The sequence below is a fragment of the Ruegeria sp. K7 genome, assembly GCF_056531785.1.
The window spans coordinates 361,331-380,678 of record NZ_JBQFMJ010000001.1 but is presented as its reverse complement, the minus strand read 5'-3'; the positions used below and the strand labels follow the sequence as shown (position 1 = coordinate 380,678).

The following is a 19,348-nucleotide window of genomic DNA, read 5'->3' as shown; positions in this document are numbered from 1 at the left end:
GTCCTGATACAAGGAAGCCCTCTATGCAATTCACAATCAAGCAAATCGCCGAAGCGCTGGACGCCGAATGCCAGGGCGATACCAGCCTGATCGTCTATCGTGCCGCCGAACCGGGCGATGCAGGCGCAGATGATCTGGCCATGGCCATGTCGCCCAAATACGCCGACGCATTGTCCGGCGGGTCGGCAAAGGCTGCGGTTGTGTGGGAAGGCGCGGACTGGCAGGGGATGGGCTTGCAGGCCGCTATCTTTGTGCCGCGCCCGCGGATGGCGATGGCAGGAATTACGGCGATGCTAGACCGAGGCCAGGGGGTCGCTCCGGGTATTCACCCTTCGGCCGTAGTCGACTCGACCGCAACGATTGCCGAAAACGTTTCGATTGGCCCACTTACGGTCATTGGTGCGCGGGCTCGCATTGGGGCCGGTTCGGTTATCGGCGCGCATTGCGTTGTCGGAATGGACGCCGTTCTGGGAGAATCTGCGGTTCTGCGAGAAATGGTCAGCATCGGTGCACGTGCAAAGATCGGTGACCGCTTTGTCGCGCAACCGGGTGCGCGCATTGGCAGCGACGGGTTCAGCTTTGTCACTCCGGAAGTGTCTGGCGTGGAAAACGTTCGCAAAACGATGGGAGATGCGGGGGATGCCAAGGCCCAGAACTGGCTGAGAATCCATTCGCTGGGCGCGGTGGAAATCGGCGATGATGTTGAGGTCGGCGCGAACTGCACCGTTGACAACGGCACCATACGCAACACCGTGATCGGCTCGGGTTGCAAGCTGGATAACCTGGTCCACGTGGGACACAACACGCGCGTTGGGCAGGACTGCCTGTTGTGCGGGCAGACCGGTGTTTCGGGGTCCGTTGAGATCGGAAATCATGTTGTGCTGGGCGGCCAGACCGGCGTCGTGGACAACATTTTCATCGGGGATGGCGTGATTGCCGGCGGGGGCACCAAGATCCTGTCCAATGTTCCGGCCGGGCGGGTAATTATGGGCTATCCGGGCATAAAAATGGAATCTCATACCGATATCTACAAGGCCCAACGCCGCTTGCCGCGCATGGCGCGTGACGTAGAGGCGCTGAAAAAGGCTGTTTTCAAACAGTCTTCGAGCGATTAAATCACAACCACCGTGATAATCAGAGGACCGATATGAGCATCACCGACCGCGTCATCTCCATCATTGCTGAGCAAGCCGTGCTGGAGCCTTCGGATGTGACGCCCGAAAGTACGCTCGAGGACCTGGGTATCGACAGTCTGGGCCTGGTTGAAAGCATCTTTGCCATCGAGGAAGAGTTCGACATCTCGGTGCCGTTCAATGCCAACGAACCGACGGCCAGCGATTTCGACATCTCAAATGTTGCAGCTATCATTTCAGGTATCGAAAAGCTTGTGTCGGAAAAGGTCTGACTGAGCCTCATGAAACGCGTTGTCATTACCGGGGCGGGCACGATCAACTCGCTGGGCCATTCCGTTCCCGATACACTAGAGGCCATGCGCGAAGGCCGCTGCGGCATCTCTGAACTTGAGTTTCGCGATGTCGATCGTTTGGCTATCAAGATCGGTGGGCAGGTCAGGGGGTTCGAGGCCGAAGGCCGGTTCAATCGCCAGCAAATGTCGCTCTATGATCGGTTTACCCAATTCACATTGATGGCTGCCAAAGAGGCCATTGATCAGTCCGGGATCGAATTTCACGGCGATATTGCGGCGCGTTCCGGTGTCGTTCTGGGAACGGCCGGTGGCGGTGTTTCCACATGGGACGACAATTACCGGTCGGTCTACGAAGACGGCAAGAACCGCGTTCATCCTTTTGTTGTTCCCAAGTTGATGAACAACGCAGCCGCCAGCCATGTGTCAATGGAGCATAACCTCAAAGGCCCGAGCTTTACCGTTTCGACGGCGTGCGCCTCGTCAAATCATGCTATGGCACAGGCTTTCCAAATGGTTCGCAGCGGGGCTGCGCCCACGATGATCACTGGCGGTTCGGAATCCATGTTGTGTTTCGGGGGCGTAAAGGCCTGGGAAGGCCTGCGCGTTATGTCCAAGGACGCATGTCGACCGTTCAGTGCCAATCGAAACGGTATGGTCCAGGGCGAGGGCGCCGGCGTGTTCGTGTTTGAAGAATATGAGCATGCGCGTGCGCGCGGCGCTGACATCCTGTGCGAGGTTGTGGGTTTTGCAATGTCGTCTGATGCATCCGATATTGTCATGCCCAGCAAACAGGGGGCATCCCGTGCGATGGCCGGGGCCCTGGCTGATGCAAAGCTGAACGCGAGCGAAGTGGGCTACATTAACGCCCATGGGACCGGCACCGCCGCCAACGACAAAACTGAATGTGCAGCGGTCGCGGACGTTTTTGGACCGCATGCGGATGATCTTATGATCTCGTCCACAAAGTCCATGCATGGACATCTGATCGGCGGGACCGGAGCGGTGGAACTGCTGGCCTGCATCATGGCTTTGCGGGACGGGATAGTTGCCCCGACAATCGGCTATGAGGAGCCTGATCCGGAATGTGCGCTGGATGTGGTCCCAAATATTGCGCGCGAAGCAAAAGTTGACGTTGCACTCAGCAACGCGTTTGCCTTTGGCGGATTGAATGCAGTCCTGGCATTGAAGCGGATCTGAAGCCAAAATAGCTTACAAACCAAAAAACGCCGCCGAAGATTATTCGGCGGCGTCTTTGATTGTTGGTCCGGATGATGTTCAGTTGATTTCCAACTTGTCGAATCCTGCAGTGAACCCTGCCAGAGAAATCTCAATCTCAAGAAGTTGGTTGGGTGCCAGAACCGAGACGACAGACATTTTGGCCGTGCTGCCGGCCTTCATGGCATCGACATCGCCTTGAGTGAACCCAAGCTGGGCCACGCAGCCGATGGGGTTGCAATGGTGGTAGTCATAACGTTTCCCCGGAGCGCCATCGATCGACAAAGCCAGTTGCGCTTGCAACATGATTTCGAGCGGTACAATGACTGTTGCGCCTGCAACTGCTGCGACACCTTCGGGCAATTTGTTGACCGATATCTCCGCAATTGGCTGGCCTTCTTGCCCGGACAGCGTCTGCCGCAGCAAGCAGGGGTCCTTACCTGCTTCTGTTTTGAGGCATCTGATTTCCCAGTCGCCGCTTTCCTCTTTAACGTATTGTTCACCTACGCGCGGACCGGTTTCGCCCAAGTCCAGATCGGAAGCCGCTTCCGTCTGCGGTGTCTCTGCCGGAGTTTGGTCGTCCTGAGATGTTTCCTGCGCGGCTGCGGTGCTGCACCAGAGTGCCGCGGAAACAAGGCTGAAAGACAGGATGTTCTTGATCATGAGTGCCTCGGTTGCGTGATTGAGCTTTTTGCCCGGTCTATCATCGTTAAAACAGGGTGTCAGTCACTAAGCTGCATTATTGGAAGGATGTGAACGGATTCTTGCCCATTTGTTCTGTTATTTACAAAGTCCGGGCCAATGAAAAAGGGAGCCGGTGGAGCGGCTCCCTTCCTAGAATTTTCTCCCCGTCGGACTGGCCGACTTATTTATGCGCAGACGTTACGAAAGGGGGGCGCACGGGTCAACTGCTAACCTGAATTTTTAATATACTGACCAGTTCATTTTAAAGCGGGCCGAAAACAAAAATGCCGTGCCCGAAGGCACGGCCAGTCGACAGGGAGGAAGTCTGCCACCCCGGAGCCTTCGCCCATGAGGCGGCAAATAAACTATCGCAGTCAAAGGTTAACTTTGTATGCTGTCGTGGGATCGGTGATAAGCAAGGCGAATAATTCATGAACAACAGTATTTTCCTGGGTAGCGGTGGCAAGGATTACGCTGAACCGCAGGGTCTGACGCTGAAATATGCCAACCGACACGGTTTGATCGCCGGGGCCACCGGGACAGGCAAGACCGTTACGCTACAAATTCTGGCCGAAGGTTTCTCTAAGGCGGGCGTGCCTGTGTTTCTGTCAGATATCAAAGGTGACCTGTCTGGTCTGGCCTTGTCAGGAAGCCCGGATCACAAATTGCATCAGGCGTTTCAGGATCGCGCGCAACGCATCGGGCTGACTGATTTCGCCTACGCTGCCTGTCCGGTGACGTTCTGGGACCTGTTTGGCGAGCAGGGACATCCGGTCCGAACCACCGTCACCGAGATGGGTCCCTTGCTGTTGTCGCGTCTGATGGAACTGAGCGAGGCACAGGAAGGAATCCTGAACATCGCATTTCGTGTGGCCGACGAAGAAGGTATGCCGCTGCTGGACCTCAAGGACCTGCAGGCTCTGCTGGTCTGGATCGGTGAAAACCGCGCACAGCTGTCCCTGCGATACGGCAATGTATCGACAGCGTCGATCGGGGCGATTCAGCGCCGTTTGCTGGTTCTTGAAAACCAGGGCGGAACCAAACTGTTCGGAGAGCCAGCGCTGGATCTGGCGGATCTGATGCGAACCGATCAGAACGGGCAGGGGATGGTGAATATTCTGGCCTCGGACAAGTTGATGGGCGCGCCTCGACTATACGCAACGTTCCTGCTGTGGCTGCTGAGCGAGCTGTTCGAAGAACTGCCCGAAGTGGGCGACCCCGAGAAACCCAAACTGGTTTTCTTTTTCGACGAAGCCCATCTGCTGTTCGATGATGCCCCGAAGGTTCTGGTGGACAAAGTTGAACAGGTCGCGCGCCTGATCCGGTCAAAGGGGGTCGGTGTGTATTTCATATCCCAAAACCCGGCCGACATACCCGAGGATATTCTGGGCCAGTTGGGCAACCGCATTCAGCATGCTTTGCGGGCTTTCACGGCGCGGGATCGCAAGAACCTGCGGTTGGCTGCGGAAACCTATCGTGAGAATCCCGAGTTCGATACCGAGGAAGCCATCCGAGAGGTCGGTGTGGGTGAGGCGGTAACGTCAATGCTGCAGAAGAAGGGCATACCCGGGATCGTCGAGCGCACATTGATCCGGCCACCGGGGTCCCAGCTTGGCCCGATCACGCAAAGCGAACGGCAGGCGATCCTTGATGCGTCGAGGATGCGGGCAAAATACGATCAGCCCGTTGATCGAAAGTCGGCGTTTGAAATACTTCAGGCCCGGGCCGACGCAGCAGCAAAGGAAGCCGAAGCTGCCGAGGCAGAAGAGCTGTTTGAAACACAGACACCTGCCGAGCGCGAGTTTGCCGCGGCCCGCAGGTATTCAGGGCAGCGCGTCAGCCGATCCTCTTCCCGCGTTTCGCGGAAACAGGACACGTTTGCATCAGCCATGAGTCAGGCGGTGATCAAGGAACTGAAAGGGACGACCGGCCGTCGCATCGTGCGTGGCATACTTGGCGGGTTGTTTCGCAATCGCTGAGTGAATGCGCCGTTTCTAATTGAGGCGGCGCTGACCTTCCTGTCGGCAGTATGCGTCCGCCTCGGCGACTGACATCTTGGTTGCCGGATAATCGATGGCCCGATCCCAAATGACCCGGTTCAGAGTATAGAGCTGGCAGGTCACAACCCCTTTTGGTGTCTGGACCTGTACAGGTGTTGTTTCAAGGCTTTCTGGGGACGGAACGCAGGCTGTCATAGCCGCGAGAACAGGCAGAACCAGGGCTGCTTTGGTGGTTGGTGCTTTCATGGTGGAACACAACTTTTCTAGGTTAACATACAAAATCGTTACAGATCGGCGGTTTAAGTGTGAGTGAGTGCCGAACAACAGCCAGAAACCATCCAACTGATATACCCGTCTAGTCAGTTTTTTCTATCGATGCAACAAACCGCGCCGGACAGCCGGCGCGGTTCACTCAATTGTAAGAAGTTTGAAATTATTTTTCGGGGATCAAACCACGCGGGCTGAATCTAAGAACAATCAATAGAATCAATCCCATGGTAAACAACCGCATATGCGCGGCGCTGTCGATCAGGTGCGCTTTGAGTGCACTTCCGTCAGGCATACCCGCAGTGATCAGATTCATCAGCCACAGACCGATGGGTTCTACCTGAACCCAAAGGAACCAGATCAGGAACGCACCAAGGACGGCGCCAAAGTTGTTGCCCGATCCGCCCACGATCACCATGACCCAGACAAGGAAAGTGAACCGCAGCGGGTTGTAGGTGCCCGGCGTCAGCTGTCCGTCCAGCGTGGTCATCATCGCGCCCGCTATGCCACAAATGGCCGATCCCAGAACGAAGATCTGCAGATGGCGGCGGGTGACGTCTTTGCCCATCGCCTCGGCGGCGACCTCGTTGTCGCGAATGGCGCGCATCATGCGACCCCACGGGCTTTTCAGCGCCATCTGCGCCATCCACAGCAGAACCAGAAGGACAATTAGGAACAGCAAGGAATAGCCAAGTTTCACGGACAGTGTTGAAGCCGTCACCGGGTCCAGTCCGAACCATTCGGCACGGGCAACGAAGCCGGGGTCATTTTGTAGGTCGACCTCATACCCGACCACAGGGGAAGGGCGGGGAATGCCGTAGACGTTCTTGACACCACGCGCCAGCCAGTCCTCGTTCTTCATGATCGCGATAATGATCTCGGCGATACCGAGCGTCGCAATTGCCAGATAGTCCGAGCGCAAACCCAGCGCGGTTTTGCCAATCAGCCAGGCCGCTCCGGCGGCCAGCAGACCGCCAGCAGGCCAAGCCAGCAGAACGGGCAAGTTCAGACCACCGATATTGCCTGCAACGGCAGGGTCAATCGCCTCGATTGCGGCAACGTTGGGATCGAAGATGGCGCGGTAGATAAAGAAACCAACGACCAGAATACCAATGATTGCCAGGGTCTGTGTGCGCCCCTTGGGCATCTTCTGTGCAACCATCACGGCCGCAACGACGGTTGCGGCCCCCAGCAACAGCGCGAGGATCACACCAAAGCCACCACCGGACCAGGCGCCCGGCGTTGGCGCGGTCGAAACCAGCACAACAGCCAGACCGCCCAGCGCGACAAAGCCCATGACGCCGACATTGAAGAGGCCCGCAAAGCCCCATTGCAGGTTCACCCCGATGGACATGATGGCCGAGATCAGGCCCATGTTCAGGATCAGGATCGCCGCGTTCCAGCTTTGCGTGAACCCGGTCAGCAGGATCAGAGCGCCAACGACAACAAATAACAGTGTGTTTTTGACGGGCTCGCTCATATCACTTTCCCCTTAAACAGACCCGTGGGCTTAAACAGCAGCACAATCAGCAGGATCGCAAAGCTGACGGCGAATTTGTAATCGGTGGACAGGAACTGGACCAAGCCTGACGGCTCCAGACTTTCCGGCGCCAGATAGGTCAGTACCTTTTTCCACGCGTAGGTGATCGTCACTTCGGAAAACGCGATGATGAACCCGCCCGCGATGGCACCCAGAGGGTTGCCAAGCCCGCCTACGATCGCCGAGGCAAAGATCGGCAGCAGAAGCTGGAAATAGACAAAGGGCTTGAAGCTTTTGTCGAGGCCGTAAAGCACACCGGCCGTTGTCGCTAGCGCAGCCACGATGATCCAGGTGATCATCACAACACGTTCGGGGTTGATGCCTGAGAGCAAAGCCAGATCCTCGTTGTCCGAATAGGCCCGCATCGATTTACCGGTGCGGGTCTTGTTCAGGAACCAGAACAGCAGCGCCACGGCAACAACCGCCACGATCACGGTAATGCCCTGAGAGGTCTTGATCGCCAGCCCTTCTTGCAGGCCGGTCATCGCCTTGAAATCCCGCGCCGAAACAATGAACCGCGCGCCGTCAGAGAACCTTTGGTCATCCGGCCCGATGATGAACCGCACAAGCCCGTTCATGATGAACATCACGCCCATCGATACGATCACCAGAATGACCGGCTTGGCCTTTTGTTCCCTATAGAACCGATAGACCAGCCTGTCCGTGATCAGTACCAGAACGATACAGCCCAGAATGGCAAAGGGCAGGGCCAACAAGGCGGTCGGCAGCGGCCCGAAACTGACCCCGGCGGCCTGCAGGCCCCATGTGACCAGCACGGCGATCATCGCGCCAAAGGCCATCGTATCGCCATGGGCAAAGTTCGAGAACCGCAGGATACCGTAGATCAGCGTCACACCCAGAGCGCCCAGCGCCAACTGGCTGCCATAGGCGATCGCGGGAACAAGGACGAAGTTGGAGAGCGCCACAAAGGCGTTGAGAAAGTCCAAGTGCTATTCTCCGCTCGAGGGTTGTTTAGACAAGTTCATATTGGCTCTGACTCTGTCACTGATGTCACAGAGGACGCCTAGCGCTAGTCCGGCTAGGAGCAGCAAGAAGCCTTGGTTCAGGAGTGGGATTTTGGGGCCGGTAGGCAGGCCGTGGACCTCGGAGAACTGAGCGTCAATTGATAACAACAACTTGACGCCCAGAAAAATTGATATGAGCGCAAGAGTGCAGGTCAATAAAGCGAATATCCGTCCTATGGATGAAAAACTCATTGCTCACCCCCCCAAGAAACTCTTACGGACTTCGGGATCTGCCAGCAGTTCCCTGCCCGTGCCAGTATAGGCATTCCGACCCTGAACCAGCACATATCCCTTGTCGGCGATCTCCAAGGCCTGACGGGCGTTCTGTTCGACCATCAGGATCGGCAGGCCGGTTCGCGAGACCTCGATGATCCGGTCAAACAACTCGTCCATCACGATGGGCGAGACCCCGGCGGTGGGTTCGTCCAACATCAGAACTTTCGGCTGAGTCATCAGCGCGCGGCCCACGGCGACCTGCTGGCGTTGGCCGCCGGACAGCTCTCCGGCGGCCTGATTGCGTTTGTCGCGCAGGATGGGGAACAGGTCATAAACTTGCTCCATCGTTTGGCTGATGTTGTCGCGGCGGATGAAGGCACCCATCTCAAGGTTCTCTTCCACCGTCATGGAAGTGAAGATGTTCGAGGTCTGCGGCACAAACCCCATCCCCCGGATCACACGGTCCTGCGGAGTGAGGTTGGTGATGTCCTCGCCGTCCAGTCGCACCGAACCGGACCGGACGTCCAGCATTCCGAAAACGGCCTTCATCGCGGTCGATTTGCCAGCGCCGTTCGGGCCAACGATCACGGCGATTTCGCCCTTGTCGACGGCGATGGTGCAGTCATGCAGAATATCCGGGCCCTTGCCGTAGCCGCCCGTCATCGTGTCGCCGATCAGAAAGGGACCACCTTCGACCCTGTGGGTTTCGCCGCTTTTACTGTGTGCAGGCGTCATGGTGCCGGCACCGCGGGTGTTGGTGATCGAGGCGTCCTTGTTGCCGTGGTCATCCTGATAGGGATTGTCGCTCGTGCCAGCGGTCATGTTTGGGCCTCCAGCTTGTCCTTGTTTTTCAAACCGGTGCCCAGATAGGCTTCGATCACGTGCTCATTGGCCTTGATTTCGTCCAGCGTACCTTCGGCCAGCACCTTGCCCTCGGCCATGCAGATGACCGGGTCACAGATCTTGCCAATGAAATCCATGTCATGCTCGATGACGACAAACGTATAGCCGCGCTCTTTGTTCAGACGCAGGATCGTGTCAGCGATGGTCATCAGCAGGGTGCGGTTCACGCCCGCGCCGACCTCGTCCAGGAACACGATCTTGGCGTCGACCATCATGGTGCGCCCCAGTTCCAGCAGTTTCTTCTGACCGCCAGAGACCTGACCCGCCTTGTGATCGGCCAGATGTTCGATGGTCAGGAACTCCAGAACCTCGTCGGCTTTCGCGCGCAAAGCGCGTTCCTCATCTGCGATGCGTTTGCGGCCGAACCACGTGTTCCACAGCGATTCCCCTGATTGGGCACCGGGAACCATCATCAGGTTTTCGCGGCAGCTCATCGATGAGAATTCGTGCGCGATCTGGAAGGTGCGCAGCAAGCCCTTGTGAAACAGCTCATGCGGAGGCAGGCCGGTGATGTCCTCGCCGTCCATGAACACTTTTCCGCTTGTGGGGGGCAGTACCCCGGCGATCACGTTGAACAGAGTGGTTTTTCCGGCCCCGTTCGGCCCGATCAGACCGGTGATTGAACCCTTTTGGATTTCCAGCGATGCCCCATCCACCGCATGAAACCCGCCGAAATGCTTATGCACGTCTTCGACGACGATCATATTATCCCCTTGCCGCCCTGTTCGGCGTTCTTGTTGTCCCATCCCCAGAGAAGAGGTGCGGTCTTTTGTCATTGAAACAGCCCGGACACAAGGCCCGGGCTGCTCGATTTATAACTTGTGCTGAGGCGTCAACGGAAGTTGACTGTCTTGTTTTCGCCGTCGGTCACTTCGATCTCGCGGTAAGAACCAGCGCTCTCGCCGGGGCCGATCAGTTCCACGCCCGAAGCGCCGACATAGTCGATGTCCTGACCTGCGGCCAGCAGTTCCAGACCCTTGGCCAGTTCACCCGGATAGATCTTTTCACCCGGAGCGTTGGCGACGTCCATGATCTTGGCGCCGTAGTCCGCCGGGTTGGTCGACCCTGCGGCCTGCATGGCCAGCATGAACAACGCGGCGGCGTCATAGGATTCAGGCGAGTAGGGCGACGAGCCGTCGAAGCCACCGGCCTCGGCCATGGCAAAGTACTTCTCGGCACCTTCACCACCCGAACCGGCGATCTGACCGAACGAGCCGTTCAGGTCTGGTCCCACATTTGCGGGCAGCGAGTCACCGATCATGCCGCCGGGCAGACCGAACGTGTCGAATGCACCGCTGTCCAGTGCCGACTGGATGATGCCCAGACCGCCCTGGTCCAGATAACCGGCAACCACCAGAATATCGCCACCTGCCGACGCCAGAGCGCCAACTTCGGCCGAATAGTCGGCTTTACCGTCTTCGTGCGCCGCAACTATGGTGATTTCACCGCCAGCTGCTTCGAACGAAGTCTGGATCGCGTCCGCCAGACCCTTGCCGTAGTCGTTGTTGGTGTAAGTCAGAGCGATCGAGTTGATGCCGCGGTCTTTCAGAATGTCTGCCATCACCTGACCTTCGCGCGCATCCGAAGGTGCGGTGCGGAAGAACAGGCCGTTGTCTTCCATGGTCGACAGACCGGGCGACGTTGCCGACGGCGAGATCATGACCATGCCGTTCGGGATTGCGACGTTCTGCAGGATCGCGCCGGTCACGCCCGAGCAGTCGCCGCCGATGATGCCGGCAACGCCATCGGCAATCATGCGTTCGCCGTTCGAGGTGGCCAGACCGTTGTCGATGCAGCCGGTATCGGCCCGGGTTCCGGTGACGGTTGCGCCATCCAAAAGTTTGCCGGATTCCGTGACTTCGGCCATCGCCATTTCTGCGCCGGACCCCATCGCCGGTGCCAGAGATTCAATCGGGCCGGTGAAGCCAAACAGGATGCCAAGTTTGACATCTTCGGCCATGGCGGTACCGGCCAGCAAAGCGGTTGCTGCAGTTGCTGTTAGCAGCTTTTTCATAAGGTTACTCCCATATTGGAACGTTAACGTCCGGCCATGACCCTAGGCAAGCAATGCGAAAAAGGGAAGTCCTAACGAAAAAGTGCTTTTGCTTGTCCTAACTCTATTTGTTTTGTTGGGTTTAACCAAAACTTGGGCGTCTGGCCAAAGCAGGAGGGTAATGATGATCAGGGTTTGCGCGATTCTTTCGCTGCTGGGGATTGCTGTGACCGCATGGGCGGATGAACTGCAAACCTCGCAGGGCCCGGTAAGTGTCGAGGAAATGGCCACCGGGCTGGATACGCCGTGGGCGATCGGGATCATCTCCGACGACATATTTCTGGTGACGGAGCGAGACGGCGATCTTTTGTATTTCGACGGGGACAGAACCCAACAGGTCTCAGGCGTGCCTGCCGTGGTCGCATCGGGGCAGGGCGGTTTGCTGGATGTCACAATCGCCCGTGATTTCGCGCGTAGCAGAGAGATCTTTCTTACCTTCTCCAAAGCTCAACATGGTGGTGCAGGCACAGCGGTCGCGGTGGCTCGTCTTTCGGAAGACGGAAAAAAGCTCACCAACGTCCGCATCATTTTCGAGGCTATTCCAGGCGGATCAGGAGGCCGCCATTTCGGCTCGCGCGTGGTCGAAGCAACGGATGGCAGTTTGTTCGTGACACTGGGCGAGCGTGGGGACCGTCCTGCGGCCCAGGACAGGTCCAATCATCTGGGGACGGTCATCCGGATCAACCGCGATGGCTCGGTTCCCGCAGACAATCCCTTTGTGGGTCAGGCCGCGATACGGCCTGAAATCTGGTCTTATGGCCATCGAAACCCGCAGGGCGCAGGTCTGGACGCCCGGGGCCGCTTGTGGGTGTCGGAACATGGGGCCAAGGGGGGCGACGAGGTCAATCTGGTTCAGCCCGGCGCCAATTACGGTTGGCCGGTGATCTCTTACGGTGTGCACTATTCCGGTCAGAAGATCGGTGAAGGCACGTCAAAGCCGGGCATGAAGCAGCCCGAACATTACTGGGACCCCTCCATCGCCCCTTCGGGATTGCTTGTCTATTCCGGCAAAATGTGGCCCAAGTGGAAGGGGGATATCTTTGTCGGGTCGCTCAAGTTTGACTACATCGCGCGTCTGGCAGGTTCTCCGCTGCGCGAAGTGGAGCAGATCAAAGGCCCGATGACCGAGCGTGTGAGGGACATCGTCGAAGGTCCCGATGGGGCAATCTGGTTCATTTCCGTAGGACAGGGCGCGGTCTACAGGATGTCACGCTGAGCGCGCCAACCCCGCGGTCCTTAGACCGACAACCGCCCGCTTTGCGTTCCACGCTCACGATAAGGGGTGGTGTTGTAGTGCGCCCGGTAGCATTTCGAGAAATGCGAAGGGCTGGCAAAGCCGCAGGCGAGTGCCACGTTGATGACGCTCATATCCGTCTGCATCAGCAGGTTGCGGGCCTTGTGAAGACGCAGTTCCATATAATACCGCTTGGGTGATCGGCTCAGATAGCGACGGAACAGACGCTCCAGCTGGCGGGTCGACATGCCGACTTCTTTCGCCAGAATCGAAGGCGAAATCGGCTCTTCGATGTTCTTTTCCATCATCAGAATGACCTGACTCAGCTTGGGGTGCCGCACACCGATCCGTGTCGGGGTCGACAGCCGCTGTGTATCCTGATCTGTGCGGATCGATGAATAGATCATCTGGTCGGCCACAGCGTTTGCCAGATCCTCACCGAATTCATCAGCGATCAGCTTGAGCATCAGGTCGATGGACGAAGTGCCGCCTGCGGTCGTCATGCGATTGCCGTCGATCAGGAACACCGATTTGGTCAGTTCCACTTCATCGAACTCCTCGATGAAACTGTCGGAGTTTTCCCAGTGGATCGTCGCCCGTTTTCCGTCCAGAAGACCGGCCTTTGCCATCGTGTAAGCCGCTGTACACAGCCCGCCGACCTTGAGCCCTCGGCGCGCCTCGCGACGCAACCAGTTCAGCACTTTTTTCGTGGTTGCGGTCTGCACATCGACACCGCCGCAGATCAGGACAACCTCGTCGCGGCGAAGTTCGATCAGATCGGCGTCCAGTTTGAAGGTCGTTCCGGCGGAACAACTGACGGTGTCACCGCCTTCGCCCACCAGTGACCACGTATAAAGCTGGCGACCGGCCATGCGGTTGGCGATCCGCAGGCTGTCCAGCGCGGACGCAAAGGACAAAAGTGAGAATTTGTCCAGCAAAACGAAAACAAAGTTTTGCGGATTGGACGCAGTGTCTGGCACCGTGACAACTTGGCGTTGCTCTTTCATGGCGTGATGTCCTTGATTCGGCGCCGGGTGATCGTTTTCCCGGCGTCAGCTTTATCAGTCACCATGACCAAAGCTTGTTTGCGGCGTCAAGGGGCGCAAATGGGATATGGTCACTCTTCAATACATTTTGTATAGAGGCGACCTGACTACTTCAGCGGAGATCAAAGCTATGACAGAATGGCAAAAAACGGACTGGCGCAACAAGCCACGGGTTCAGATGCCAGACTATACCGACGCGGCCGCCCTGGCCAAGGTCGAGGCCCAGCTTTCACAGTATCCCCCGCTGGTTTTTGCCGGTGAGGCGCGGCGCCTCAAGCAACATCTGGGTGCCGCCGGTCGCGGCGAAGCCTTCCTGCTGCAGGGCGGGGATTGTGCTGAAAGTTTTGAACAATTCAGCGCGGACGCGATCCGCGACACCTTCAAGGTGATGCTGCAGATGGCGATGGTGCTGACCTATGGTGCAAAGGTGCCGGTGGTCAAAGTCGGCCGCATGGCCGGCCAGTTCGCCAAGCCGCGCAGCGCCCCGACCGAGGTGGTGAATGGCGTCGAACTGCCCAGCTATCGTGGTGACATCATCAACGAACTGGCCTTCACGCCCGAGGCGCGGATTCCGAATCCGGACAAGATGCTTCAGGCCTACACGCAGGCGGCGGCCACGCTGAACCTGTTGCGCGCATTTTCGACCGGCGGATTCGCGGACATGAGCCGTGTCCATTCCTGGACTCTGGGCTTCACCGACAAACAGGATGTCCAGAAATATTCCGAGATCGCGGATCGTATTCAGGACACCATCGATTTCATGGGCGCAGCCGGGATCACGGCGGATACAACGCATGAGTTTTCGACGGTTGAGTTCTACACCAGTCACGAAGGGCTGCTGCTGGAATATGAAGAGGCCCTGACGCGTCTTGATTCCACGTCCGGCAACTGGCTGGCTGGCTCCGGGCACATGATCTGGATCGGCGACCGCACCCGTCAGCCTGACGGTGCGCATGTCGAGTTCTGCCGTGGCGTTCAGAATCCGATCGGGTTGAAATGCGGCCCGACCACAACGGCCGAAGACCTCAAGGTTCTGATGTCGAAGCTGAACCCGGAGAATGAAGAAGGCCGCCTGACCCTTATTGCACGCTTTGGTGCGGGTAACGCGGGCGAGCATCTGCCGCGCCTGATCAAGGCCGTCAAGGAAGAGGGCGCCAAGGTGACCTGGGTCTGCGATCCGATGCACGGCAATACAATCAAGTCGGCCACGGGCTACAAGACCCGTCCGTTCGACTCGGTCCTGCGCGAAGTGCGCGACTTCTTCGGTGTGCATCAGGCCGAGGGCACCATCCCCGGCGGCGTTCATTTCGAGATGACAGGTTTGGACGTGACCGAATGCACCGGTGGCGTGCGGGCCGTGACCGAAGAAGACCTGTCGGATCGCTATCATACCGCCTGCGACCCACGCCTGAACGCGTCCCAGTCGCTGGAGCTGGCGTTTCTGGTCGCTGAGGAACTGACCAACCTCCGCCGCGACCGCGTTAAGCGCGAAGCCAGCTGATAGTGCTTCCCAGAAAAGCAGAACGGCGGGCCATGGTGCCCGCCGTTTTCATTTGATCGGATTAGTTCAATCCTTTCGCGAAACGACAAGCCGCAAATGAGAGGCGGGGTGTTTGAACCCTTCTTGTTTCTCGGCAAACCCCTCGGCCAATTGTTTCTGTGCGATTTGGGGGGCTTGGATTTCGGAAACAGCGCGGATCCGACTTTCCTTGATCGCAAAACGTCTGGGGGTGGCACCAATGGTGCCGTCGCTGACCATCACGCCCAGTATCCGGCTGACATCGCCCAGATCGCTTCTCAGTGGCAAAAGGATCATGCGTGCCTGCAAACGCGCGCTGCCCAAACGTCCTTTTGAGATCAGGTCCATCTCTGCCAGCGCGGGTTCCGAAAAAACCCGTTCCAGAACTTCGGTAATCTGCCGCCTCGCAGAGGCCTCGAAAAATGCGGTAAGGGGCATGCCGCGGACTTCCCTGCCAGCCAGTTTGGTCTGATGGCTGCCTGCAAGGCGGAACCGCGCCAAACCGGGGGCGATACGTTCAAGAACAAAGGTGTATTCCAGAATATTCTCAAGTCCGCGCGGGTCGATCTGTGACCGCATCGGAACGCCGTCACCGGTTAAAAGAGCCGTCCAGTAGGCTTCGGCCTGACGGATCGGAGTAAGACTGCGCCCACTGTCAAAACGATCCATTGCAACGATCTTTCCAAATTTAGACCCGGAACCATTCCCAAAAAGAGACTTCACTTTCGTCACCCCGTACCAATCAAACGCCATTTTCATAAAATGCTACGCATTACGGCCATAGGCGTTCCAACAACCATTAAAGGAAGATTGGCACGGGTTAACTCAATTTTGGAGGAATTCTTTAACGAATGGTTAACTTCCGGGAGTTCACGCAATCACAGCAAGGTCTTGCCCTGTGGCGGTCTATGGCATTAGGTGCGGCAAGCACGCAGGAAATGGCATCGACAGAAAGGGCAGGCATGATCAGATCCATGACCGGATTTGCCTCGGGTAAGGGGGCTTTCGGGCCGCATAGCTGGACGTGGGAGCTCCGCAGCGTGAATGGCAAGGGTCTGGACATGCGCCTGCGCCTGCCGGATTGGCTGACCGGATTGGAAGCCGCCTTGCGGGGGGAACTGTCAAAATCTCTTAGCCGCGGCAATGTGACTTTGTCGTTGCGGCTGAGCCGCGAAGAAACGGCACCAGATCTTGTGCTGAATGAAACCGCGATGGAATCGGCATTGGATGCGCTGGCTCGAACAGAAAACATGGCTGCAGCGCGGGGCTTGACGCTTGCGCCATCCTGTGCCGCAGATTTGCTTGCGTTGAAAGGCATGATGGAAGCGGGCAATGATACGGACGATGCCGCGCCTTTGGTCGCACATCTTCAGTCTGAATTTCCTGCACTTCTGGGCGCCTTTATCGACATGCGGCGAGCCGAGGGAAAAGCATTGGTCGGTATACTTGACGGGCAACTGGATCAGGTCGCGGCGCTGACAGCTCAGGCGGCTGAGTTGGCCGAAAAGCGCAAAGGCAAGGCTGCCGAGGCGTTGCAGGAGAACCTGGCCCGCGTTTTAGACAACGCTCAGGGTGCGGACCCGGACCGCGTCGCGCAAGAGCTTGCGTTGATCGCCGTAAAGGCGGACATCACCGAAGAGATTGACAGACTGGGTGCCCACGTGACCGCTGCCCGAACTTTGCTGGCGCAGGACGGGGCGGTAGGACGCAAGCTGGACTTCCTGATGCAGGAGTTCAACCGCGAGGCCAACACCTTGTGTTCCAAGGCGCAAAGCGCGGAGCTTACTGCCGTAGGTCTGGAACTTAAGGCTGTGATAGATCAGATGCGCGAACAAGTGCAAAACGTGGAATAAGATCGGAGCGTAAGGATATGGCGGATAGACGAGGCCTTCTTATCATTCTGTCCTCGCCATCGGGCGCGGGCAAATCCACGCTGGCCAAACGGTTGATGAGTTGGGACACAGAGCTGGAGTTTTCAGTTTCGGCAACAACCCGCGCGCCGCGACCGGGCGAAGAACACGGGCGCGATTACTATTTTCTAAGCGAAGATACGTTCCGTCAGCAGGTTTCAGACGGTCAGATGCTGGAACATGCGCATGTTTTCGGAAACTTCTATGGTTCTCCCGCAGGTCCGGTTCGCGAGTCGATCAACAGTGGCAAGGATGTCCTGTTCGATGTCGACTGGCAGGGTGAGGTGCAGATCCGGAACTCGGATCTGGGCAAACATGCGCTTTCGATCTTTATTCTTCCGCCTTCGATTCCGGAATTGCGACGCAGGTTGGAAAGCCGGGGGCAGGACAGTGAAGAAGTGATCGCCAAACGGATGCTCAAAAGCTGGGACGAAATCAGCCACTGGGGGTATTACGATTACGTGCTGATCAATGACGATCTGAATGCAACCGAAGAAAAGCTGAAAACCATCGTCAGCGCCGAGCGAATGCGCCGCATTCAGCAACCCGCGTTGCAGGATCATGTGCGGACATTGCAAAGTGAGTTCGAGGGTTTGGCATGACCATCTACGCACTGGGCGAACACACACCGCAACTTCACGAGGATACCTGGGTTGCGCCCGACGCCAATTTGATTGGGAAGGTCGTGCTGGAGCAAGGCGCCTCGGTCTGGTTCGGCTGCACCATCCGCGCCGATCACGAGGAAATTCGCGTAGGTGCGGGCAGCAATGTGCAGGAAAACTGCGTCATGCATATCGACGCCGGCTTCCCGCTGTCCATAGGGGCCAATTGCACCATCGGCCACAAGGTCATGCTGCACGGCTGCACAATCGGTGAGAATACCTTGATCGGGATGGGTGCCATCGTTCTGAACGGGGCCAGGATCGGCAAGAACTGCCTGATCGGGGCCGGGGCGCTGATCACCGAAAACAAGGAGATACCGGACAATTCCCTGGTCATGGGATCGCCCGGAAAGGTCGTGCGCCAGGTGGATGAGGCGACGGCGCAGCGGCTTACACTCAGCGCGCTGCACTATCAGGACAATATGCGGAAATTTCGTGAAACCCTGAAGCCGATTTCATAGGCCTTTTGACGAGACAAGTAGAAAGGCCGCAGCAATGGCAGAAGATCAGCTAAACGAATTTGTTTCGGCCATTCCCATGCCAGCATTGATGGTCGACCAGACAGAGCGGATCGTTGCTGCCAACACTGATGCCATAACTCTGTTGGGCCGCAACATTCATGGCCGACATTTCGCAACCATCCTGCGGCAGCCTCAGGTTATCGAAGCGATGGAGCAAAGCCTGAGCACGAAAGAGGCCGCGAAAACAAAGCATCTGTCCAACGACGGTGCGCAGGACACCACGTTCGAGGTCCAGTGCAGATACGTAAACGGGGTCGGTGCCGTTTCGGGCGGGGCAGTTTTGGCCATCTTCCAGGACGTGAGCCATCTGGAACAGGCCAGCCAGATGCGGCGGGACTTTGTAGCGAATGTCAGTCACGAGTTGCGCACCCCCTTGACCGCCCTAATGGGGTTCATTGAAACACTGCGTGGCCCGGCCCGAAAGGATGAGGCCGCGCGTGACCGGTTCCTGCAGATCATGATGGATGAGGCGAACCGGATGAACCGTCTGGTGGGCGATCTGTTGTCGCTAAACCGGGTCGAGAGCGAGGAACGTATCCGGCCAAAGGAAGCAGTGGACCTGACGGGGCTGTTGCAATCAACGATAAATACGCTGCGCCCGCTGGCAGAGGATGTGCAAGTCGCTTTGTCTCTGAACGCGCCGCCGGATTCCGTGTCGCTGCCGGGTGATGCCGATCAACTGCGTCAGGTCTTCACCAACCTTATCGAGAACGCCATCAAATACGGCAGCAGCGGCGGCGTCGTTGATGTCACGCTTGAGCTTTTGGAGCGTGACGCGACCGTACGTGGCCCGTCTGTGCGTGTTCAGGTGGCGGACAAGGGGCAAGGTATCGACTCAGTACATTTGCCCCGGCTGACGGAACGGTTTTATCGGGCCGACAGCCACCGGTCACGTCAGTTGGGGGGGACGGGACTTGGGCTGGCGATCGTAAAACACATCGTCAACCGGCATCGCGGCCGGTTGCGTGTGGAAAGCGAATTGGGGCAGGGCACAACGTTCACTGTGATCCTTCCCATCGGGCACAGCGAAACCTGAAACCTGCTCACGGAAGCCTTGCGTCGACGGCATGACAGCTTTGCGCAAAGTTATGCAACTTTCCTCCGGCTTGTCATGAAACTGTTACACA

General features: G+C 57.7%; 19 protein-coding genes. 10 read left to right on the top strand and 9 right to left on the bottom strand.

The window, feature by feature from the left end; translation table 11 throughout:
• The first annotated feature begins 23 nt into the window (after positions 1-23).
• From lpxD to ACR0FE_RS01880, 3 genes are read left to right on the top strand one after another with little or no spacing between them, the layout of a single operon-like run.
• Entirely contained in the window at positions 24-1,115 is a 1,092-nt protein-coding gene (gene lpxD, locus ACR0FE_RS01890; protein ID WP_170806365.1) for a UDP-3-O-(3-hydroxymyristoyl)glucosamine N-acyltransferase, read from the top strand.
• A gap of 32 nt (positions 1,116-1,147) precedes the next feature.
• Positions 1,148-1,405 carry an acyl carrier protein gene (locus ACR0FE_RS01885; protein WP_170806364.1) on the top strand — a complete coding sequence of 86 codons (258 nt, stop codon included), beginning with the start codon at positions 1,148-1,150 and terminating at the stop codon, positions 1,403-1,405.
• Between the two features lie 9 nt (positions 1,406-1,414).
• Positions 1,415-2,623, top strand: coding sequence for a beta-ketoacyl-[acyl-carrier-protein] synthase family protein (locus ACR0FE_RS01880; RefSeq protein ID WP_480910594.1), 1,209 nt, complete (start codon positions 1,415-1,417; stop codon positions 2,621-2,623).
• Positions 2,624-2,701: 78 nt separating this feature from the next.
• Here the strand turns inward: ACR0FE_RS01880 and ACR0FE_RS01875 are convergent, their stop codons facing one another.
• Positions 2,702-3,304, bottom strand: coding sequence for an invasion associated locus B family protein (locus tag ACR0FE_RS01875; protein ID WP_321252945.1), 603 nt, complete (start codon positions 3,302-3,304; stop codon positions 2,702-2,704).
• A gap of 452 nt (positions 3,305-3,756) precedes the next feature.
• Between ACR0FE_RS01875 and ACR0FE_RS01870 the strand changes: the two genes are divergently transcribed.
• Positions 3,757-5,304, top strand: coding sequence for a helicase HerA-like domain-containing protein (locus ACR0FE_RS01870; RefSeq protein WP_480910591.1), 1,548 nt, complete (start codon positions 3,757-3,759; stop codon positions 5,302-5,304).
• 15 nt (positions 5,305-5,319) lie between these two features.
• Here the strand turns inward: ACR0FE_RS01870 and ACR0FE_RS01865 are convergent, their stop codons facing one another.
• The 6 genes from ACR0FE_RS01865 to ACR0FE_RS01840 form a co-directional block, all read right to left on the bottom strand.
• Positions 5,320-5,571: a hypothetical protein gene (locus tag ACR0FE_RS01865; protein WP_170677152.1), complete on the bottom strand. Its 252-nt coding sequence runs from the start codon at positions 5,569-5,571 to the stop codon at positions 5,320-5,322.
• Between the two features lie 187 nt (positions 5,572-5,758).
• Positions 5,759-7,072 carry a branched-chain amino acid ABC transporter permease gene (locus ACR0FE_RS01860; protein ID WP_170618984.1) on the bottom strand — a complete coding sequence of 438 codons (1,314 nt, stop codon included), beginning with the start codon at positions 7,070-7,072 and terminating at the stop codon, positions 5,759-5,761.
• Positions 7,069-8,079 carry a branched-chain amino acid ABC transporter permease gene (locus ACR0FE_RS01855; RefSeq protein ID WP_170615015.1) on the bottom strand — a complete coding sequence of 337 codons (1,011 nt, stop codon included), beginning with the start codon at positions 8,077-8,079 and terminating at the stop codon, positions 7,069-7,071. The genes ACR0FE_RS01860 and ACR0FE_RS01855 overlap by 4 nt, the downstream gene beginning before the upstream one ends.
• 273 nt (positions 8,080-8,352) lie before the next feature.
• Positions 8,353-9,195 carry an ABC transporter ATP-binding protein gene (locus tag ACR0FE_RS01850; RefSeq protein WP_480910588.1) on the bottom strand — a complete coding sequence of 281 codons (843 nt, stop codon included), beginning with the start codon at positions 9,193-9,195 and terminating at the stop codon, positions 8,353-8,355.
• Positions 9,192-9,980, bottom strand: coding sequence for an ABC transporter ATP-binding protein (locus tag ACR0FE_RS01845; RefSeq protein ID WP_480524111.1), 789 nt, complete (start codon positions 9,978-9,980; stop codon positions 9,192-9,194). The genes ACR0FE_RS01850 and ACR0FE_RS01845 overlap by 4 nt, the downstream gene beginning before the upstream one ends.
• A 128-nt stretch (positions 9,981-10,108) precedes the next feature.
• Positions 10,109-11,290 (bottom strand): ABC transporter substrate-binding protein, encoded by a 1,182-nt coding sequence (locus tag ACR0FE_RS01840; RefSeq protein ID WP_170615018.1) that lies wholly within the window; start codon positions 11,288-11,290, stop codon positions 10,109-10,111.
• A 163-nt stretch (positions 11,291-11,453) separates the two neighbouring features.
• On the opposite strand from ACR0FE_RS01840, the gene ACR0FE_RS01835 reads away from it, so the two are divergent.
• Positions 11,454-12,545: a PQQ-dependent sugar dehydrogenase gene (locus tag ACR0FE_RS01835; RefSeq protein ID WP_480911378.1), complete on the top strand. Its 1,092-nt coding sequence runs from the start codon at positions 11,454-11,456 to the stop codon at positions 12,543-12,545.
• A 20-nt stretch (positions 12,546-12,565) separates the two neighbouring features.
• Here ACR0FE_RS01835 and ACR0FE_RS01830 read toward each other — a convergent pair whose 3' ends face one another.
• On the bottom strand, positions 12,566-13,570 hold the full coding sequence (locus ACR0FE_RS01830) for a GlxA family transcriptional regulator (RefSeq protein ID WP_170615020.1): 1,005 nt from the start codon (positions 13,568-13,570) through the stop codon (positions 12,566-12,568).
• Positions 13,571-13,739: 169 nt separating this feature from the next.
• Here ACR0FE_RS01830 and ACR0FE_RS01825 point away from each other — a divergent pair, with 169 nt between their 5' ends.
• Positions 13,740-15,110, top strand: coding sequence for a class II 3-deoxy-7-phosphoheptulonate synthase (locus ACR0FE_RS01825; RefSeq protein ID WP_170615021.1), 1,371 nt, complete (start codon positions 13,740-13,742; stop codon positions 15,108-15,110).
• A gap of 66 nt (positions 15,111-15,176) precedes the next feature.
• Here the strand turns inward: ACR0FE_RS01825 and ACR0FE_RS01820 are convergent, their stop codons facing one another.
• Complete coding sequence (locus ACR0FE_RS01820; protein ID WP_480910583.1) at positions 15,177-15,797, bottom strand: PAS domain-containing protein; 621 nt, start codon at positions 15,795-15,797, stop codon at positions 15,177-15,179.
• A gap of 305 nt (positions 15,798-16,102) precedes the next feature.
• Between ACR0FE_RS01820 and ACR0FE_RS01815 the strand changes: the two genes are divergently transcribed.
• From ACR0FE_RS01815 to ACR0FE_RS01800, 4 genes are read left to right on the top strand one after another with little or no spacing between them, the layout of a single operon-like run.
• Positions 16,103-16,981, top strand: a complete 879-nt coding sequence (locus tag ACR0FE_RS01815) for a YicC/YloC family endoribonuclease (protein WP_480811568.1) — start codon at positions 16,103-16,105, stop codon at positions 16,979-16,981.
• Positions 16,982-16,998: 17 nt separating this feature from the next.
• Positions 16,999-17,640, top strand: a complete 642-nt coding sequence (gmk, locus tag ACR0FE_RS01810) for a guanylate kinase (protein WP_321252965.1) — start codon at positions 16,999-17,001, stop codon at positions 17,638-17,640.
• The gene (locus tag ACR0FE_RS01805) at positions 17,637-18,161 is read left to right on the top strand and encodes a gamma carbonic anhydrase family protein (protein ID WP_170824539.1); all 525 of its coding nucleotides are present in this window, start codon (positions 17,637-17,639) and stop codon (positions 18,159-18,161) included. The genes gmk and ACR0FE_RS01805 overlap by 4 nt, the downstream gene beginning before the upstream one ends.
• A gap of 34 nt (positions 18,162-18,195) precedes the next feature.
• The gene (locus tag ACR0FE_RS01800; RefSeq protein ID WP_480811567.1) at positions 18,196-19,257 is read left to right on the top strand and encodes a sensor histidine kinase; all 1,062 of its coding nucleotides are present in this window, start codon (positions 18,196-18,198) and stop codon (positions 19,255-19,257) included.
• Positions 19,258-19,348: the final 91 nt, after the last annotated feature.

What these genes read in the sequence shown, in the direction of transcription:
- lpxD (WP_170806365.1), top strand. Translation starts at nt 24, where the DNA reads ATGCAATTCACAATCAAGCAAATCGCCGAAGCGCTGGACGCCGAATGC.
- ACR0FE_RS01885 (WP_170806364.1), top strand. Translation starts at nt 1,148, where the DNA reads ATGAGCATCACCGACCGCGTCATCTCCATCATTGCTGAGCAAGCCGTG.
- ACR0FE_RS01880 (WP_480910594.1), top strand. Translation starts at nt 1,415, where the DNA reads ATGAAACGCGTTGTCATTACCGGGGCGGGCACGATCAACTCGCTGGGC.
- ACR0FE_RS01875 (WP_321252945.1), bottom strand. Translation starts at nt 3,304, where the DNA reads ATGATCAAGAACATCCTGTCTTTCAGCCTTGTTTCCGCGGCACTCTGG.
- ACR0FE_RS01870 (WP_480910591.1), top strand. Translation starts at nt 3,757, where the DNA reads ATGAACAACAGTATTTTCCTGGGTAGCGGTGGCAAGGATTACGCTGAA.
- ACR0FE_RS01865 (WP_170677152.1), bottom strand. Translation starts at nt 5,571, where the DNA reads ATGAAAGCACCAACCACCAAAGCAGCCCTGGTTCTGCCTGTTCTCGCG.
- ACR0FE_RS01860 (WP_170618984.1), bottom strand. Translation starts at nt 7,072, where the DNA reads ATGAGCGAGCCCGTCAAAAACACACTGTTATTTGTTGTCGTTGGCGCT.
- ACR0FE_RS01850 (WP_480910588.1), bottom strand. Translation starts at nt 9,195, where the DNA reads ATGACCGCTGGCACGAGCGACAATCCCTATCAGGATGACCACGGCAAC.
- ACR0FE_RS01845 (WP_480524111.1), bottom strand. Translation starts at nt 9,980, where the DNA reads ATGATCGTCGTCGAAGACGTGCATAAGCATTTCGGCGGGTTTCATGCG.
- ACR0FE_RS01840 (WP_170615018.1), bottom strand. Translation starts at nt 11,290, where the DNA reads ATGAAAAAGCTGCTAACAGCAACTGCAGCAACCGCTTTGCTGGCCGGT.
- ACR0FE_RS01835 (WP_480911378.1), top strand. Translation starts at nt 11,454, where the DNA reads ATGATCAGGGTTTGCGCGATTCTTTCGCTGCTGGGGATTGCTGTGACC.
- ACR0FE_RS01830 (WP_170615020.1), bottom strand. Translation starts at nt 13,570, where the DNA reads ATGAAAGAGCAACGCCAAGTTGTCACGGTGCCAGACACTGCGTCCAAT.
- ACR0FE_RS01825 (WP_170615021.1), top strand. Translation starts at nt 13,740, where the DNA reads ATGACAGAATGGCAAAAAACGGACTGGCGCAACAAGCCACGGGTTCAG.
- ACR0FE_RS01820 (WP_480910583.1), bottom strand. Translation starts at nt 15,797, where the DNA reads ATGGATCGTTTTGACAGTGGGCGCAGTCTTACTCCGATCCGTCAGGCC.
- ACR0FE_RS01815 (WP_480811568.1), top strand. Translation starts at nt 16,103, where the DNA reads ATGACCGGATTTGCCTCGGGTAAGGGGGCTTTCGGGCCGCATAGCTGG.
- gmk (WP_321252965.1), top strand. Translation starts at nt 16,999, where the DNA reads ATGGCGGATAGACGAGGCCTTCTTATCATTCTGTCCTCGCCATCGGGC.
- ACR0FE_RS01805 (WP_170824539.1), top strand. Translation starts at nt 17,637, where the DNA reads ATGACCATCTACGCACTGGGCGAACACACACCGCAACTTCACGAGGAT.
- ACR0FE_RS01800 (WP_480811567.1), top strand. Translation starts at nt 18,196, where the DNA reads ATGGCAGAAGATCAGCTAAACGAATTTGTTTCGGCCATTCCCATGCCA.